This window comes from Roseateles puraquae (genome assembly GCF_002205845.1).
In the GTDB taxonomy this organism is placed as follows: Bacteria; Pseudomonadota; Gammaproteobacteria; order Burkholderiales; family Burkholderiaceae_C; genus Pelomonas; species Pelomonas puraquae.
The window spans coordinates 446,136-462,881 of record NZ_NISI01000005.1; the positions used below are offsets into that span (position 1 = coordinate 446,136).

Annotated in this window: 18 protein-coding genes; 7 read left to right on the plus strand and 11 right to left on the minus strand. The window is 70.3% G+C overall.

Going from position 1 to position 16,746, the window contains the following annotated elements:
• Window positions 1–6: 6 nt before the first annotated feature.
• The gene (locus tag CDO81_RS14490) at window positions 7–555 is read right to left on the minus strand and encodes a DUF2975 domain-containing protein (protein WP_088483928.1); all 549 of its coding nucleotides are present in this window, start codon (window positions 553–555) and stop codon (window positions 7–9) included.
• Window positions 556–644: 89 nt separating this feature from the next.
• Here CDO81_RS14490 and ybaK point away from each other — a divergent pair, with 89 nt between their 5' ends.
• The 4 genes from ybaK to CDO81_RS14510 all read left to right on the plus strand — a co-directional run bounded on the left by ybaK (window position 645) and on the right by CDO81_RS14510 (window position 2,756).
• Window positions 645–1,133 (plus strand): Cys-tRNA(Pro) deacylase, encoded by a 489-nt coding sequence (gene ybaK, locus CDO81_RS14495; RefSeq protein ID WP_088483929.1) that lies wholly within the window; start codon window positions 645–647, stop codon window positions 1,131–1,133.
• Between the two features lie 40 nt (window positions 1,134–1,173).
• Complete coding sequence (locus tag CDO81_RS14500; protein WP_088483930.1) at window positions 1,174–1,659, plus strand: MgtC/SapB family protein; 486 nt, start codon at window positions 1,174–1,176, stop codon at window positions 1,657–1,659.
• 69 nt (window positions 1,660–1,728) lie between these two features.
• A complete protein-coding gene (gene plsY / locus CDO81_RS14505) occupies window positions 1,729–2,391 on the plus strand; it encodes a glycerol-3-phosphate 1-O-acyltransferase PlsY (protein WP_088483931.1) in 663 nt (220 codons plus the stop codon).
• The gene (locus CDO81_RS14510) at window positions 2,388–2,756 is read left to right on the plus strand and encodes a RidA family protein (RefSeq protein WP_088483932.1); all 369 of its coding nucleotides are present in this window, start codon (window positions 2,388–2,390) and stop codon (window positions 2,754–2,756) included. The genes plsY and CDO81_RS14510 overlap by 4 nt, the downstream gene beginning before the upstream one ends.
• A 7-nt stretch (window positions 2,757–2,763) precedes the next feature.
• Here CDO81_RS14510 and CDO81_RS14515 read toward each other — a convergent pair whose 3' ends face one another.
• Complete coding sequence (locus CDO81_RS14515; protein WP_088483933.1) at window positions 2,764–4,782, minus strand: DEAD/DEAH box helicase; 2,019 nt, start codon at window positions 4,780–4,782, stop codon at window positions 2,764–2,766.
• Between the two features lie 195 nt (window positions 4,783–4,977).
• Between CDO81_RS14515 and CDO81_RS14520 the strand changes: the two genes are divergently transcribed.
• Complete coding sequence (locus tag CDO81_RS14520) at window positions 4,978–5,757, plus strand: oxygen-binding di-iron domain-containing protein (RefSeq protein WP_088483934.1); 780 nt, start codon at window positions 4,978–4,980, stop codon at window positions 5,755–5,757.
• On the opposite strand, the gene CDO81_RS29150 is transcribed toward CDO81_RS14520, so the two are convergent.
• The 3 genes from CDO81_RS29150 to CDO81_RS14535 are packed head-to-tail and all read right to left on the minus strand — an operon-like array spanning window position 5,739 to window position 8,830.
• Entirely contained in the window at window positions 5,739–7,190 is a 1,452-nt protein-coding gene (locus CDO81_RS29150; RefSeq protein WP_088483935.1) for a M56 family metallopeptidase, read from the minus strand. The two genes, CDO81_RS14520 and CDO81_RS29150, sit on opposite strands and share 19 nt — an antisense overlap.
• Before the next feature lie 25 nt (window positions 7,191–7,215).
• Window positions 7,216–8,457, minus strand: a complete 1,242-nt coding sequence (locus tag CDO81_RS14530; RefSeq protein WP_088483936.1) for a M56 family metallopeptidase — start codon at window positions 8,455–8,457, stop codon at window positions 7,216–7,218.
• Window positions 8,450–8,830, minus strand: a complete 381-nt coding sequence (locus CDO81_RS14535; protein ID WP_088483937.1) for a BlaI/MecI/CopY family transcriptional regulator — start codon at window positions 8,828–8,830, stop codon at window positions 8,450–8,452. The genes CDO81_RS14530 and CDO81_RS14535 overlap by 8 nt, the downstream gene beginning before the upstream one ends.
• 129 nt (window positions 8,831–8,959) lie before the next feature.
• On the opposite strand from CDO81_RS14535, the gene ppk2 reads away from it, so the two are divergent.
• Window positions 8,960–9,865 (plus strand): polyphosphate kinase 2, encoded by a 906-nt coding sequence (ppk2, locus tag CDO81_RS14540; protein ID WP_088483938.1) that lies wholly within the window; start codon window positions 8,960–8,962, stop codon window positions 9,863–9,865.
• On the opposite strand, the gene CDO81_RS14545 is transcribed toward ppk2, so the two are convergent.
• Window positions 9,843–10,274, minus strand: coding sequence for a hypothetical protein (locus CDO81_RS14545; protein WP_088483939.1), 432 nt, complete (start codon window positions 10,272–10,274; stop codon window positions 9,843–9,845). The genes ppk2 and CDO81_RS14545 overlap by 23 nt on opposite strands.
• An 87-nt stretch (window positions 10,275–10,361) precedes the next feature.
• Here CDO81_RS14545 and CDO81_RS14550 point away from each other — a divergent pair, with 87 nt between their 5' ends.
• A complete protein-coding gene (locus tag CDO81_RS14550; protein WP_088483940.1) occupies window positions 10,362–10,718 on the plus strand; it encodes a glutaredoxin family protein in 357 nt (118 codons plus the stop codon).
• 135 nt (window positions 10,719–10,853) lie between these two features.
• Here CDO81_RS14550 and CDO81_RS14555 read toward each other — a convergent pair whose 3' ends face one another.
• From CDO81_RS14555 to CDO81_RS14575, 5 genes are all read right to left on the minus strand, one after another.
• Complete coding sequence (locus tag CDO81_RS14555) at window positions 10,854–11,147, minus strand: hypothetical protein (RefSeq protein WP_088483941.1); 294 nt, start codon at window positions 11,145–11,147, stop codon at window positions 10,854–10,856.
• Window positions 11,148–11,327: 180 nt separating this feature from the next.
• Complete coding sequence (locus tag CDO81_RS14560) at window positions 11,328–11,963, minus strand: L-threonylcarbamoyladenylate synthase (RefSeq protein WP_088483942.1); 636 nt, start codon at window positions 11,961–11,963, stop codon at window positions 11,328–11,330.
• Between the two features lie 36 nt (window positions 11,964–11,999).
• Window positions 12,000–12,857 carry a 3',5'-nucleoside bisphosphate phosphatase gene (locus CDO81_RS14565; RefSeq protein WP_088483943.1) on the minus strand — a complete coding sequence of 286 codons (858 nt, stop codon included), beginning with the start codon at window positions 12,855–12,857 and terminating at the stop codon, window positions 12,000–12,002.
• A 24-nt stretch (window positions 12,858–12,881) separates the two neighbouring features.
• Window positions 12,882–14,801 (minus strand): methyl-accepting chemotaxis protein, encoded by a 1,920-nt coding sequence (locus CDO81_RS14570; protein WP_144397259.1) that lies wholly within the window; start codon window positions 14,799–14,801, stop codon window positions 12,882–12,884.
• On the minus strand, window positions 14,779–16,623 hold the full coding sequence (locus CDO81_RS14575; protein ID WP_158218290.1) for a bifunctional diguanylate cyclase/phosphodiesterase: 1,845 nt from the start codon (window positions 16,621–16,623) through the stop codon (window positions 14,779–14,781). Before CDO81_RS14575 ends, CDO81_RS14570 begins: the two co-directional genes overlap by 23 nt.
• Window positions 16,624–16,746: the final 123 nt, after the last annotated feature.

Below are 16,746 nucleotides of genomic sequence, written 5' to 3' on the forward strand. Positions count from 1 at the left end.
CGGGGTTCAGATGAACTCGGCGTTCTCGTCGGCCACGCGCGCGGCCTCGCTGAGCACGAGCGACAGCGCCAGCAGCAGCAGCCCGAACAGCAGCGCCAGGTAATGGTCGGACGACACCGTGAACGACAGCTGCCGCTCCCCCTTGGGGTTGCCCCAGGTCAGCGCCAGGATGGCCAGCGTGTGCCCGAGCGGCTGGGCCGCTGCCAGTGCGCACAGCCCCAGTCCGAGGCGACGCAGATGCTGGGCCGGGCGCAGCGCCAGCAGCTCGCCTTCGGCGAAGCAGCCGAACAGCGCCCACATCTGCCACAGCGCGAACAGGCTCACGGTGGTGGGCAGCAGCGTGGCGGCCAGGCCCCACAGCCGCGATCCGTTGTCCAGTTGGAGCTTCTCCAGCTTCCAGGTGCTGGCGCCGATCTCGGCCACCCACTCCGGCTGCGCCCAGAAGATGAAGGGCAGGGTGCCGATGACCACCAGCCCCATCAGGCACAGCAGCCGCACGATCCAGGCCAGGCGTCGGATGCGGCGCAGGCCGTCGGCAGAGAAGGAGTCCGGCATGGAGTGCTTCGTAAAACAAGAAAAACTTACTGTAAAACAATAATTCGCGACCGCCTAACGGAATTCCTCACGTCCCCGAAAATGCGTGCATGAGCAAGAAGAGCAGCCATGTCAGCGAGACCCCGGCCACCCAGGCCCTGAAGCGCGCCGGTGTTCCCTTCACCGAGCATGTGTACGACTACGTCGAGCATGGCGGCACTGCGGAGTCGTCCAAGCAGTTGGGCGTGGATGAGCACGCCGTGGTCAAGACCCTGGTCATGCAGGACGAGAAGGCCGAGCCGCTGATCGTGCTGATGCATGGCGACCGCACGGTGAGCCTGAAGGAGCTGGCCCGGCAGATTCCGTGCAAGAAGGTGGAGCCCTGCAAGCCTGAGGTGGCGCAGCGGCACAGCGGTTACCAGGTCGGCGGCACGTCGCCCTTCGGCGTGCGCAAGGCCATGCCGGTGTTCGTGGAAGCGAGCATCCTGGATCTGCCCCGCATCTGCATCAACGGCGGGCGGCGTGGTTATCTCGTCGGCATCGAGCCGCGCGTACTGACAGAGTTGCTCGGAGCCCGGGCAGTGAGCTGCGCGAACTGAACGTTGCGGCGGCAGGCACGTCGCTTGCCGGAGCTGCGGGATGACCACCAGCCTGGCCCAGACGGTGCTGCAGACCTTGCAGTCCGAGTTCTCCGACGCGCCTGACGCGGAGCAGGTGACACGCATCCTCACGCGGCTGCTCCTCGCCGGCGTGCTGGGAGGCGTGCTGGGCTATGAGCGCGAAAGCCGTGGCAAGGCGGCCGGCGTGCGCACGCACATGCTGGTGGCCATGGGAGCAGCGCTGTTCGTGCTGGTGCCGGCGCTGGGCGGCATGGCGGTGGCCGACATGAGCCGGGTGATCCAGGGCGTCGTGACCGGCGTGGGCTTTCTGGGTGCTGGCGCCATCATCAAGCACCGCAGCGAGGAGGACGTGCAGGGCCTCACCACGGCCGCCGGTATCTGGATGACGGCGGCCATCGGCGTGGCCTGCGGCCTGGGGCGCGAATCAACCGCGCTCCTGAGTACGCTGCTGGCCCTGGCCGTGCTGGTGGTGCTGCCGCGCTTGCTGGGGCGGGACCGCACATGAACGGCCGGGCGGCGAATTGGCGATAGCCCGCTCCAATCGCCCGCGGCGGCTGCATGACAATGCCGCCCCATGCAAACCGTCCTCCCTCTGCTTGCCGCCGTCGTCGGCTACCTGATCGGCTCGCTTTCGTTTGCCGTCATCGTCAGCCGGGCCATGGGCCTGTCCGACCCGCGCTCCTATGGCTCCGGCAATCCCGGCGCCACAAATGTCCTGCGCTCCGGCAACAAGGCTGCGGCCATCCTGACGCTCGTGTTCGATGCCCTCAAGGGCTATTTGCCGGTGCTGGCGGTAGCGGTCTGGGGCCCACGCTATGACCTGGGCGAAGGCACCGCGGCGCTCGTGGGCCTCGGCGCCTTCCTGGGGCATCTGTGGCCGGTGTTCTTCCGCTTCCAGGGCGGCAAGGGCGTGGCCACCGCGGCTGGCGTCATCTTCGGCCTGAATCCGATGCTGGGCGTGGCCACGCTCGCTACGTGGCTCATCATCGCGTTCTTCAGCCGCTACTCGTCGCTCGCGGCCATCGTGTCGGCGGCCTTCGCGCCGATATATCAGTTGCTGATTTGGGAAGCCGGCCCCACGGCGCTGTGCCTGATCATCATGGGCCTGCTGCTGGTGTGGCGCCACCAGGCCAACATCAAGAAGCTGCTGGCAGGCACCGAGAGCAAGATCGGCCAAAAGGCTGGCGCTGCCGCTGCCCCCGCTGCCAAGTCCTCCAAACCCCGGAAGAAATCATGACCACCACCTCCCCCTCCTTCCCGGTCGAACGTTTCGACGTCGGCCCCCGCATGTCCGAGATGGCCGTGCACAACGGCGTGGCCTACCTCGCCGGCCAAGTGCCCGAAGACACCAGCGCCGACATCGTCGGCCAGACGGCCCAGGTGCTGGCCGCCATCGACAAGCTGCTGGCGCGCGCCGGCACTGACAAGACCCGCATCCTGCGCGCCGAGATCTTCCTGGCCGACCGGGCCGACTTCGCCGGCATGAACACCGCCTGGGAGGCCTGGGTGCCGGCCGGCCATACGCCGCCGCGCGCGACCGTCATCGCCGGTCTTGCCCGCCCGGAGTGGAAGGTCGAGATGCTCATCACCGCCGCGGTCTGAGCCGGGTTCAGCCGGTGGCGCCCTGCGCGCGCCGGCGCCAGAAGTCCACGTCGATCAGCTGCTCGGCGCCGGTGCGCGCATTGACCAGCCAGAACTGACGCCCGTCCGGGCTCAGCCTCACTACCTCGCCTTCATGCCGCCCGGCGCTGACGCGCTGGCCCAGCGCATTGGCCGGGAAGCCTGGCTCCCGCGCCAGTGCCAGCAAGGGCGTCACCGGGCGCGCATCCCCGGCCAGCCGCAAGCGCCGCACCAACGGTGCAAGCAGCGGGCTGGCCGCATCGGCCGCGGAGACGAACAGCACCAGCTTGGCCTGCGCCCGGCTCAGCGCCACGTTCAGCAGGCGCTGCGCGGCCTCGCCGTGCAGAAAAGGCTGCGCGCCATCCGCCGGGTCGAACAGCACCACCGGTGCTTCACTGCCCTGGGCGCGGTGCACGGTGCTCACGCGGATCGCCTCCGGCAGACCGCGGGCCCGCAATTGCTGGCGGATCAGCGCCCGCTGCGCGCGGAACGGGGTCAGCACGATCAACTCGTCAGGCTGCCAGTCGCCGCTGCCGAGGGCATCGCTCAGCAGCGCCGCAATGGCCTCGGCCGACTCGCGCCGCACCGGGCCGCGCTCCTGCGCCACCCAGCCGCCATCGGTGGTCATGCGCTGCAGCTGCACGTGCACCTCGGGCCGGATGTCGCCGAGCGCGCGCTCGCGTGCCGCGCGCCAGTCGGGGGAGGTCAGCGCGTCGGCGGCCACGCGCAGGGCGCCGTCGTAGAACAGCTCGCTGACCAGTTCGCCAATCGGCGGCGCCATGCGCGACTGTTCGTCCAGCAGCGCCACCGCCGGGCTACGCGGCGGCATTTCAGCAAAAGGCGAGCGCCCGAGCCATCGCCGCGCGCCGCGGTCATCCGCCCGCTGCACGGGCGACAGCTGCTGCGGATCGCCCGCAAACAGGCGTGCCCGGCCGAGTGGCATCAGCACCAGCGCATGTGCCAGGCTCACCTGGCTGGCTTCGTCGAACACCACCAGATCGAACGGCGGCTCGCCGTCGCTGGCCAGGTCGCGCAGCGTCTTCAAGGTGAACGCGGCGCGCGTGGTCGTCATGCAGGCCAGGCGGCAGCGTTGCAGCACCTTGAGCGACGCGCTGCGCAGCTCGTCGCGCAGGCTGGCGACGCGGTCGGCCCAGGCCTTGAGCGCCTGGGCATCACGCGCCGTGGGGCGGGCGGCCTCGGCGCGGGCCAGCCTGGCGATGAGGTCGCGGTCCTGCGTCGGGATGAGGTGCTCGCGGCCTTCGTAGGCGGCCGCATCGAAGCGGGTGCCCAAGCGCTGCACGCTGGCACGCAGGGCCTCGCGCCGGCCTTTGTGCAGGGCCTTGTCGACCGCGAGCGTGGCTTGGTCCACGGCCTGGTTGGTGGTGGACAGCAGCAGCACGCGCGCCGCCGGGTGGCGGTCGAGGTACTCGGCCAGCAGCACGCCGAGCGTCGTGGTCTTGCCGGTGCCGGGCGGGCCCCACAAGAAGCCGCTGCTGTGGCCGACCAGCGCCAGGGCCGCGCGCTGGGCCGGTCGCAGCCAGCGAAAGGGTTCGCCCGTCAGTGGTGTGCCGCCGCGCAGCGGGCGCGGCGATGACAGATCCGGCAGGCAGGCCAGCGCCGATTCCGCCCAGGGTGTGTCCCACCAGGCATCGGCCACGGCATTGAGGAAGCGCGTGGGGTAGAGCCGGATGAGGTGGCCGGCCGGCGGCGGCGTGCTGCTGGCGTTCTGCAGCACCAGCAGGTCTTCCTCCGCCACCACGGCCAGCACGCTGGCGCCCCCTTTGGCCGGCGCGCCCCACCAGGCCGAGGCGCCATCCAGGCTGTCGTCCAGCAGGGCCTGGGCCGAGGCGGCGCCGGGGCGCTGGCCTTCGGCAAACACATAACCCGGTTCCAGCGTGACACGCCACAGCGCGCCGTCACGCTCGGCGTGCAGCACCTTGAAGTCGTAATACTCGGGCGTGGCCGACAGCTCGGCACTCAATGCCGCGCGGACGTCGGCCAGGCTCATGGGCGGGGAACAACTTGAAAAGGGCGCGACTGTAAGTGCAGCCGCGAAACGGCGTGGCCCGGCGGTCAATCGGCCGTCAGCACGGGCCACCGCATGACGCGGTCGCCTCACCTGCACAAGCCTTGACCTCGGACAACACCTGCGCGGTCAACCAGCGTTAGCCTCCGGCCCCAACCCCACTGCCCGAGTCTTGCCATGTCCATCGAGTTGTTCCGTCAGGACCGCCATGTCTGCGTGATGTTCTCGCGCCTGGGTGACGAGGGCGGCGACGCGGTGCAGTCCAACCAGTTCCTGCTGGTCAACGGCGATACCGGGGCCATCCTCGACCCGGGCGGCAACATTGCGTACAACGAGCTCTACCTGGGCATGTCGGCCTTCTTCCCGCCGCACAAGCTGGCGGCCATCCTGGCCTCGCATGCCGACCCCGACATCATTGCCTCGCTGGACCGCTGGATGACGGCCACCGAAGCGCCGGTCTACATCTCGCGGCTGTGGGAGCGGTTTGCGCCGCACTTCTGCAAGCCGGGCAAGACCGTGGGTCGCGTGGTGGGCCTGCCCGACGAAGGCCAGCGGCTGCAGCTGGGTGCCGGGCGGGATCGGTTCGAGCTGTGGGCCCTGCCGGCGCACTTCCTGCATGCGGAAGGCAATTTCCAGTTCTACGACCCGGTCAGCCGCATCCTGTTCTCGGGCGATCTGGGCGCCTCGCTCGGCACCAGCCTCAACCCTGAAAAGCCGGTCACGTCACTGGCGAGCCACATCCCGCGGATGGAAGGCTTTCACCGCCGCTACATGGTCAGCAACAAGATCCTGCGGCTGTGGGCGGCCATGGTGCGGCAACTCGACATCGACATGATTGCGCCCCAGCACGGCGCGCCGATGGTGGGCGCTGCGGTGCGGGAGTTCATCGACTGGGTCGAGCAGCTGGCCTGCGGGGTGGACCTGTTCGGCGAGGCGAATTACCGCGTGCCGGGCTGAGCCTCGCGGGCGGCGCGCCAGGCGCGGTCCTGTGCGTCCATGTCGCGGCGGATCTGGGCGATGTGCTCGCGCTGGCGGGTGATCTCGGCCTGCTGGGCGGCCGAGAGTTGCGGCAGCGCCGCTGTCTCGGCCCGGTTCAGTGATGGCACCGCGGGATGCTGCGGCAGCGTCCAGCGCGCCGACACCTGGGCCTGCAAGGGCCCCTGCGCCGTCTGCGCGACGAACTGCGCTACCCGGCCGTTGGTGGGCAGCTCCTGCCAGTCGGCGAGGGGGCGCTGGCAGGTTTCGTCCATCGGTTGGGCGGTGGGGCGCACGCTGCCGTCGGCGAAGGTGTAGAGCGACACGTACAGGCACCAGCCCGGCAGCATCGACTGCAGCATCACGCCCGCGGGCCCGCCCAGCAGTGGCCGGTTCAGTGGCAAGGTCATGTCGGCGTGATGCCAGTCCCGGCGGCCCACCTGCGAGGCGACCTCGAACACCAGGCCCTGTGCGCCCGCAGACGTCGGCGCCGGTGCCGGTGCCGGCACCGTGGGCTCCTGGGCAGCCCGGGCCACCAGCCCTGCCGCCGCACCCAGGCCGGCCACCAGGGCTGCCGCGGCAAGGCGACGCACCCGCGAGGTACGGCGCCAGCGCGACAGCCACTGCACGCGCTGCACCAGCGGGTGCGAGCTCGTCCAGCCGCTGGCCAGTGCCGGGTGGCCCGGCCCCTGGTGCGCCGCCAGCAGGGCGCTCGCGTAGCGGGCGCGGGCGGCGGGGTCGGTGGCGGCATCCAGCACGGCCTCGTCGCAGGCCAGCTCCTGGTCGTCGCGCAGCGCGCACCGGCCCCACCAGGCCAGCGGGTTGAACCACTGCAGGCACAGCAGCAGCAGGGCGAGCAGGTTCCAGGCGTTGTCCTGGCGGCGCAGGTGAACGGCCTCATGGGCCAGCATCAACTGGCGGGTCGGCGCGTCAAAGCGGCATGCGAAGTCGGCGGGCAGCACCAGCCGGCCCGGCCACAGGCCCACGACGGCCGGGCTGTGTCCGGCCGGCGCGCGCCACTGGCCGTTGGCATCGCGCCAGAGGCCGGCTTCGTAGCGGCGTTGCGCCCGCCATTGCGCAGCGGCCAGCGTGGCGGCGCCGAGCATCCACGTGAGCAGCAGCGCCATCGGCCAGTGCGAGGCAGGGCGGGCCGCGACGGCAGCGTTCACCGGTTCCGTATCGACGGGAGCGAGCGGCAGCGCTGCGGGCAGCGCCAGTGCGGCGGGCGCAGGCAGCGACGTGCGGGGCAACCAGGGGCTGGCGATCAGCAGCGGCACGAGCAGCCAGGCGGCATAGGTGGCGCGTGCGCCGAGGGCACGGCGCAGCACCGGGCGCCCGGCGCCCAGCAGCAGCAAGGCGGCGCTGGCCAGCAGTGTGAGGCGCAGCAGCGCGGTGAGCAGGAGTTCAGCGTTCACGGGTCGTTCCTCCCAAAGTGTGCGCTCAAGGCTTGGCCGTGGCCATCAGGGTCGGCGTGATCGTGAGTGACAGCATCTCCGTGTCCGCCGGGTCGTTGCGGCCCTGCTCGATGCGGGCCTTCACGCCATTGGCCGTGATCAGGCGCGGGCGTGCCACCACGCTCAGCGGATTGCCCTTGCTGACCTCGGTGCGCAGGTCGATCTTGTTGTCCCCGAGGTCGCTGGCCACGATGGCGACGGCCACCTGGTCCGCGGTCGGCGCGTCCGGGCGGCCGTGGAGCATCAGCAGGGCGCGTTCGCCCAGGTGAACACGCATCGTGGTGTTGGCCGATTCGGTCTTGAACTCTGGCGTCTTGCCGGTCCGGTAGCTCAGCTCGACCTTCAGCTCCACGAGCGGGGTGTCGTACTTGGGGGTCTCCGTCTGTACGGCATAAGCCAGGCCGGCCAGCGCCAGCAGGCTGCCGCCCAGGGCGGCGACACGAAGGCGAGACAGGCGACGAGCGTGGTTCAACATGGCGATCCTTTCGATCAAGGGGTGAGTCGTGCCCCAGCGGCTGGCCAGCGGCGCGCCGAGGTGATGAAGGTCGTGGGCGGCGAGCAGGGCGCGGGTGTAGTCGGCCCGGGCCTCGGGGCGTGAGGCGAGCACCGCGGCGTCGCAGGCGAGTTCCTGGTCGACCCGCCAGCGGCGAGCCGCCCACCAGGCCAGTGGGTTCCACCAGTGCAAGGCGGTCAGTCCGCAGGCCAGCAGGTTCCAGAGGTTGTCGAGCCGCTCGCGGTGCACCTGCTCATGGGCCAGGATGAGTTCGCGCTGGGCGGGCGGGAAGCGGTGTTCGAAGTCCGCCGGCAGGGCCACGCGCGGGCGCCACAGGCCGATGAGGGCCGGGCTGCTGCCGGCCGGCAGCCGGCCCTGGGTGCCCACCAGGCGGCTGAGCCGCCACTGCCGCCGCGCCTGCGCCAGCAGCACCACCGCCGTGCCGCCGAGCCACAGCAGCAGCAGCGGCAAGGCCGGGTCGCCGGTGCGCGCCGGCAGCGCCGGCACGGTGGGCAGGCCTGGCGCACCCGCGGCCTGCAGCGCCAGTTGCAGCGGCTCGGCCGCCGGGCGGGGCAGGGCAGGCGTCAGGACCAGGGCCGGCACCAGCAGCCAGCCCAGGTAAAGGGCACCGGCGCCGCCACGGCGCAGCAGGGGCCTGAGCAGGGCCAGCAGCAGCACGGCGGCGCTGAAGGCCAGGGCCTGACGGGTCAGCATGGCGAGCAGCAGATCAGTCATGGCCTTGCTTCTTCAGCAGCGCCTTCAGCGCGGCGATGTCGTCGTCACCCAGCTTGCGCTCGGAGGCGAACTGCGCCACCAACGGCGCCAGCCGGCCACCGAAGAGGCGGTCGATGAGGGACAGGCCGGTATCGGCCACCCAGGCGTCTTCGGGAATGGCGGGCGCGTACAGGAAGCGCCGGCCATCGCGCTCGGCGGTTACAGCGCCCTTCTTGAGCAGGCGGTTCAGCAGCGTCTTGACTGTGGCCAGGGCCCAGCCCTGCTGCGGACTCAGCGCCGCGGCAATTTCGTCGGCAGCCTGTGGCGCACGCTGCCAGAGCTGGCGCATGACCTGGGCTTCAGCGTCGCTGATGGGAGGCGGGGGTTTCTTCATGGATTACGCCTGTAAACGATGATCAATGATTACGTGTGTAAACGAAGTCGTCAAGCGGGTTGTCATGTGGCCGACTTGGCGCGCCGTTAGGCTCGCGGCAAAGCCGCAGTTGCGGCCGGAGAACGACACGTGAGCCCCATCGATGAAGCCCTGGTGAAGCGCATTCACCGTGACCTGCAGGACGACTTCGACGAGGAGCTGGAGCTCGAGCTCGAAGACCGCGACTACGGCGACCTGCCCAGCGACACGCCGCCCGATGAGCGCAGCGCCCGCCAGCGCTACTTCCGCGAGCTCATCCGGCTGCAAAGCGAACTGGTGAAGCTGCAGGACTGGGTGGTGCACACCGGCCACAAGGTGGTCATCCTGTTCGAGGGCCGGGATGCGGCTGGCAAGGGCGGCGTCATCAAGCGCATCACGCAGCGCCTGAACCCGCGCGTGTGCCGCGTGGCCGCGCTGCCAGCGCCCAACGACCGCGAGCGCACGCAGTGGTACTTCCAGCGCTATGTGTCGTACCTGCCGGCGGCCGGCGAGATCGTGCTGTTCGACCGCAGTTGGTACAACCGCGCCGGTGTCGAGCGCGTGATGGGCTTCTGCACCGACGAGCAATACGAAGAGTTCTTCCGCTCGGCGCCCGAGTTCGAGCGCATGCTGGTGCGCTCGGGCATCCAGCTCATCAAGTACTGGTTCTCCATCAGCGACGACGAGCAGCGGGTGCGCTTCCTGGGCCGTATCCATGACCCGCTCAAGCAATGGAAGCTCAGCCCCATGGACCTGGAGTCACGCCGCCGCTGGGAGGCCTACACCACGGCCAAGGAAGTGATGCTGGAACGCACCCACATCCCCGAGTCGCCCTGGTGGGTGGTGCCGGCTGACGACAAGAAGCGCGCACGCCTGAACTGCATCCATCACCTGCTGTCGCAGATGCCGTACGAAGAAGTGCCGCACGCCGACATCGAACTGCCGGCCCGCCAGCGCCGGGAGGACTACATCCGCCACCCGGTGCCGGCGGAGATCATCGTGCCGGAGCGCTACTGACCTGGGCAGAGGGCGCCAGGACTGCGCGCGTCAGCGCGGCAGACCGGTCGCCGCCTGCATCGGGCTTGAAGCCGGGTGCCTGGCAGAACCCTTGGGCGCCGCCGCCCAGCCACTGCTCATAGCCTGACGTTCGAACGGTCGCAAAGGCAGTCCACGGGCCGGCTGCTCCCACACGGAACTCACCACAGAGCACTTGCCGCGTCTGGCCGTCAGGGGCGGTCAGTTGCCCGAGCCGCACGCGCCTGAACTGGTCCGGCGGCGGTTTCATGTGCTGCCGGAAGTCGCTGGCCGCGTCATCGATGAGAGTCGTGGCTTGGCCGTGAGTTTGCGCTTGCGACTGTGCGCTGAAGTGGCCCAGCCCCAGCGTCAAGGCGAGCACCAGTGGCGGAATCCAGGTGGAGAGCTTCATGGGGTGGGGAGGTGGTCAGCGGAAACGGTCAGATGGCGCCGCCACCCCGCTTTGGAAGGGGTCTCGGGAAAGCCCTAGGATGGCCCCATGCCCCGCTCGCTGCTCATCGTGATCGTTCTCGCCGCCCTCGCCTCCTGGGCTTGGCGCGCCCATGTCGAGGAAGCCGACGGCGAACGGCTGGCGGCGATGGTGCAGGCCGGCGACATCCGCATGATCTCGTCGGAGACCTGTGGCTGGTGCACGGCCGCGCGCCGCTGGATGACGGAGCAGGGGCTGCCGTTCGAGGAGTGCTTCATCGAGCGTGAGGCGCGCTGCCTGTCGGACTACGAGGCGCTGGGCAGCCAAGGCACGCCAACGCTGGTGGTGCGCGGGCAACCCATCATCGGCTTCGACCGAGAGGCCATCGCCCAGGCGCTGGCGGCGCCGCGCGCCCCGGGCGGTTGAGCCGCCGGGCCGCGTCCCTGCGCAAGAAAAAAGGAAAAAGGGCAGAGCCGAGTCGGCAACGCTGCTCAGCAGCGCTGGCGACTCGGCTCTGCAACGGTGGAAAAAGGCGTCATGTGCATGGGGACGACGCCTCGCTCAGCCGCGCTTGGTGGTGGTCTTGGCAGCGGCCAGGGTCTGGCGCAGCAGCGTGGCTTCGCTGTAGCCCACCACCACGACGCGGGGCAGTTGAGCGACCACCGGCGATTCGTCGCGCTGGGCGTAGCCGGTCACCACGACACGCGGCAGTTGGGCCACGACGGGGGCGTCGGCGCGCACGGCCTTGCCGGTGATGACGACGCGTTCCAGCTTGACCGTGGCTTGCGGGGCGGCCTGCGCGGCAACGGCGGCAAGGCTCAGGACGGCGGCGGTGAGGGTGATGTTCAGGCTCATGATGGACTCCGTTTCGGTGGGTTTCGAACCGCGTGATTGCTTGTTCGATGGAGTCAGTTTCGTCAATGCCCATCGGCCCTTCCAGGCGGCTGCGATCAAGCGCCAGCCGCGCTGGATGAACTGCAAAAGCCGTGGATGAACTGCGGCCGGGCCAGGGCCGCGCCGGCCTGCCTGCCGTGTTCAGTCGAGCTGCAAGCCCAGGCGGCCCACCTCGCCGCGGCCCTGGCGCACCAGGATGGGCTCGTCGCCCTGGCTGAGGTCCAGCACGGTGGTGGGCTGGGCCGGGCAGGCGCCGGCATCCAGCACGAACTGAAGCTGCCGGTCCAGCCGGTCGCAGACGTCCGCGGCGTCGTTCATCGGTTCGGTGTCGCCCGGCGGGATCAGCGTGGTGGACAGCAGCGGCTCGCCGAAGAGCGCGAGCAGATCCTGCATCACGCGGTGCTCGGGCACGCGCAGCCCGATGGTGCGCCGGCTCGGGTGGGAGAGCCGCCGCGGCACTTCCTTGGTGGCCGGCAGGATGAAGGTGTATGGGCCGGGCGTGGCGAGCTTGAGCAGCCGGTACTGCCGGTTGTCCACCATGGCGTAGGTGGCCAGCTCCGAGAGGTCGCGGCACAGCAGCGTCAGGTGGTGCTTGTCGTCCACCCCGCGCACCCGCCGCAGCGCCTCGGCCGCGGCTTTGTCGTTCAGGTGGCAGACGAGCGCATAGCTGGAATCGGTCGGCACCGCACCCAGCCCGCCGGACTGCAGCATCTGCACGCACTGCCGCAGGAAGCGCGGTTGCGGGTTGTCGGGGTGAACTTCGAAGAGCTGGGCCATGCCGCTAGGTTAAACCCACCGGCGCGACGGGGCGTGTCAGTGAATGCGCTCAGCCAGCGCCGCCCACACCGGCTGCAGACTGGCCGCCAGCGGCGGCAGGGCGCCGAGGTCGACGCGGCTTTCCTCGGGGCTGTGGAAGTCCGAGCCGCGTGAGGCCAGCAGGCCGAACTCCTGGGCCGTTTCGGCGTATTCCTGGAATTCGGCCGCGGTGTGGCTGCCGGTCACCACCTCGATGCCCCGGCCGCCGTGGCCGATGAACTCGGTGATGAGGGCGTATTCCTCGGTGGGTGTGAAGTCGTAGCGGCCCGGGTGGGCGATGACGGCAATGCCGCCGGCGCGGGTGATCCAGCCGACCGCGTCCTTCAGCGCCGCCCACCGGTGCGGCACGAAGCCGGGCTTGCCTTCGGTCAGGAAGCGGCGAAAGACCTCGGGCACATCCGCGCAGTGGCCGGCGTCGACCAGGAAGCGGGCGAAATGGGTGCGCGAGATCAGCTCCGGGTTGCCCACGTACTTCAGCGCGCCCTCGAAGGCGCCGCGGATGCCGACCTGGGCCAGGCCCTCGGCCATCTCGCGGGCGCGGGCCTCGCGGCCGCCGCGGGTGGCACGCAGGCCCTCGGCCATCTCGGTGGAGGTGTGGTCGAACCCCAGGCCGACGATGTGCACCACGCGGCCGGCGAAGGTCACCGAGATCTCGGTGCCGGTCAGGTAGGGCAGGCCAAGCGCCCGGGCGGCGTCGATGGCGCGCTGCTGGCCGCCGATCTCGTCATGGTCGGTCAGCGACCACAGCTGCACGCCGGCCGCCTTGGCCCGGGCCGCCAGGGCCTCGGGCGTCAGCGTGCCGTCCGACACGACGGAATGGCAGTGCAGATCGGCGTTCAGGGTGGTTTCGAGCATCACCCCCCGATTGTGTCAGCGCGGCTAAAGCCGGAAGGCGTTGACGGTTTCGTCCATGCCCTGGGCCTGGGCACGCAGGCTGTCGGCGGCGGCGGCGGCTTCTTCCACCAGGGCGGCGTTCTGCTGGGTCATGGCGTCGATGGCCTGGACGGCGTCGCCCACTTCCGCCGTTTGCTGGGCTTCGGCGCGGGTCTGCTCGGCCATGGCGTGGATGAGGCCGCTCATGTGCTGCACCTTGCCGAGGATGGCCTGCACGGCCTCACCGGCAGCGGCCGCCTGCGAAGTGCCGGTTTCCACGCGTTCGACGGACTGCGCAATCAGGCTCTTGATCTCCCGCGCCGCGGTGGCGCTGCGCTGGGCCAGGGCCCGCACTTCAGACGCCACCACCGCAAAGCCCCGCCCGGCATCGCCCGCGCGGGCGGCTTCCACGGCAGCGTTCAGCGCGAGGATGTTGGTCTGGAAGGCAATGCCGTCGATCAGGCCCGTGATGTCGGCGATGTGGCGGCTCGCGTCGTCGATGCCCTGCATCGTGCCCACCACCGCCTGCACCACGCGGCCGCCCTCCGAGGCCACGCTGGCGGCCTCCTGCGCCAGCACTTCAGCATCCCGGGCGGAGTCGCGGCTGTGTTGCACGGCCGCGGTGAGCGACTGCACGTTGGACGCCGTTTGCTGCAGCCGTGCGGCGGCCTGCTCGGTGCGGTCGGCCAGGTCCTGGTTGCCGGCGGCGATTTCCTGCACCGCATGCCGGATGCCGCCGGCGTCCGCGTGGATGCGTTCCACCAGCGCGCGCAGTCGCTGCTGCATGTGGTCGAGCGCGGTGAGCACCCGGCCGAGTTCGTCGTGGCGACCCACGGGCACCGGCTGGCTGAGGTCGCCAGCGGCAATGCGCTCCGTCACGTCCACCATCTGACGCACCGGCCCGAGCAGTTGGCGGATGGAGCGGATCATGATGAAGATCATCAAGGCCAGGGCCGCCGGCAGCAGGGCCAGCACGAGATTGCGGCGCCACTGGGCCGCCTCGGCGCGGGCCTCAAGCACGGTATCCAGTACCGCCATCACCTGCTCGCTCAGCCGCGCCTGCACGGCGCCTGCGTCGCTCAGCCGGGTGGCGAGCTGGTCGAGTGGGAAGTTCACGTCCTTGGCGGCGGCTTCCAGCGTGTCGTCCACTTGCTGGCGCTGGCTGCGGGCCGCGTCGGCCAAGGGTTGCAGCTTCTCCTTCAGGCCGGCGTCGCCCGCTTCCAGCGCGAGCTGGAGATGGGCCAGCATCTGCGCCGCATGCTCGCGGTAGCGGGTGTGGGCAGCGGCCATGCTGGCAAGGTCGTCCACCGCGGCGGCGCGGGCGAGGGCGGTCAGCTCCGACAGCGCGTCCTGCACCCGCGGGGCCGACTGCAGGCCGGCCACGATGGCGAAGTAGGACGCGGCTTCCGGGTCCAGCAGCAGCCCGGTGCCGGCATTGAGCTGCGTGATGCCATCGAACGCGGCATGGGCCAGGCGCGCCTGCGCGGTCAGCAGCTTGGGCGCATCCAGCGGGCCGTCGGTCAAGGCCTTCAGCAAGGCGGCCTGCTGCTCGCGCAGCGGCTTGATCAGATCGCGCTGCCGTGCGGCGAGTGCTGGATCGAGCGTGGGCTCGGCCAGCAGGGCTTCCAGGGCGTCCAGCGCCTGGCGGGCCTTGTCTGCCGCGGCGAGCGCCTGGGGTTTGGCGTCCGGCCGGGTGCTCAAGGCCTCGGCGCCCAGCACGCGCTGCTGCTGCAGGGCTGACAGCACCTGCTGCCAGGCCCGGTTGGCGGGCAGGCCGCTTTGCTCGTCAGCCACGACGCTCAGTTGACTGGCGTAGTGCCGCAACAGCATGCCGCTGGGCAGCAGGCCCATCAGCAAGGACAGCACGGCCACCAGCGCGAGCCGGGTGCGCAGGCTCCAGTGCTCAGAGAACTTCAGCAGGGACATGATCTTCCACGGTCGTGAGGGCATGGATGGACCGCTGGCGGCGGTCCACGAAGAAGCGGCTGCCGCCGGCGCGGCCTTTGGCCACGCGCTTGGGTTCGGCCAGGGCGGCGGCCAGCGCGCGGGCACTGTCGAAACTGCCCGGCTGGTGTAGCAGCGCGCCGCAGGAGATCGTGGGCAGCGGGTGGAAGCTGGGCTGGTTCTGGCGGTTGAGCGTCACATAGCCGCCAGCGGCCAGGTGCTCGGCCGAGAAGAAGCTGCGCACCCCCGCGTCGAAGGCCGCGCAGACGCGGTCCAGCCGGTCTTCCCAGTCGGCGCTGCGCAGCACCATGACGAAGTCGTCACCGCCGATGTGGCCGACGAAGTCGATCTGCGGGTCGGCCGCCCGGGTCAGTGCCTGGGCGGCGAGGCGGATGATGTCGTCGCCCACGCGGTAGCCGTAGACATCATTGAAGGGCTTGAAATGGTCGATGTCCCAGACCGCGGCCAGGAAGGTCTCGCCGCCTTCGATGAGGCGGTCGAGGTGGTGGTCGATGGGCACGTTGCCCGGCAGCAGCGTCAGCGGGTTGGCATAGCGCGCCGCATGGACCTGCAGGTCGGACACCGCCTTGAGCAGGTCCGAGCATCGGCCGGAGCCGAAGTAGGCGCCGTCGCGGGTGACGATGAAGCCGTCGGTCAGCAGCCGCTCGTCGAGGTTGGCCACAGCATCGCTCATCGCGCGCAGCGGCGTGCTGACGTCGAACACTAGCGGGTGCGTGTCCATCACCTCCACGCAGCTGCGCTTGGCGAAGATGTCCATGAAGTAACGCTCCGTGCTGCGCTTGAGCACCTGCAGGGAGCGCAGCAGGCCGACCGGACGCTGCTGATCGTCCAGTACCGGCACGGCCAGCAGCTGCTCGTCTTTCTGGAACAGCTCCACGATCTGGCGGCACGTGGCGTCAGGCGTGGTCGTCAGGGCGCGGCGAGCGAGCTGCGCGGCGGTCGTGATGGCGCCCTGTTCGAGCGGCAGGGCGAGGTCGTTCTGCAGCAGCCGGGGCTGGGCGGCGGCCGCGAGCCGTCCGCTCCATTGCGCACCCAGCCGGGCGCGCGGCGTGGCGCTCGGGCGGGCGAAGAGGTAGCCCTGGCACAGGCTGATGCCCAGGCGGCGCAGCACCTCCAGGTCGGGCTCCTGCTCCAGGCCTTCGGCCACGACCTCGCCGCCGCTGGTGGCCGCCATTTCGACGATGGAGCGCACGAACTGCTGCTTCAGGGGCTCCTGGGCGATGCCGTCGATGAAGTGGCGATCGATCTTGACGAAGTCGGGCCGCATTTCCATCCAGCGCCGCAGCGAGGCGAAGCCTTCGCCGAGGTCGTCCAGCGCGATCCGAAAGCCATGCGCCCGCAGCGCGGCCAGCGTGCCGCCCAGCTGAGCCAGGTCATCGATGGGCCGGGTCTCGGTCAGCTCAATGACGATGCGCGAGGTGGGCAGCCCCAGCTCACGCAGCTCCTGCGCCAGGGTGCCGACATGCTCGCGCGCGGCCAGCAAGGTGTCGGCGGTGACGTTGATGAAGAGCTGACCCGGCAGGCCAAGGGCCTTGAAGCGCTCGGCGGCGCGGCGCACGATGAGCTGCTCCAGCTCGATCAGGCGGCCACAGCGCGCGGCCGCGTCGAACAGCACCAGCGGCGAATGCAGCGGCCCGTCGGCGGGTGCGCGGGTCAGGGCCTCGAAGGCGTAGATCTCGGCCCGGTCGATGGCGACCAGGGGCTGGAAGTGGATGTCGAAGCTGCGCTGGCGGATCAGCCGGTCCAGCGCGGTGGCAAGCGGGTCGGGCGCGGTCTCGCGCATGAGGTGAACTCCGGGCGGCGAGCGTGCGAGAGACATCCCCGCGCGCTGCCGTCCGGCATTCTTGAAACGAGTTGTGACAGTCCGGTGTCGCCGCCTGGGCGCGCCCTGCGGACCGAGAAAAGC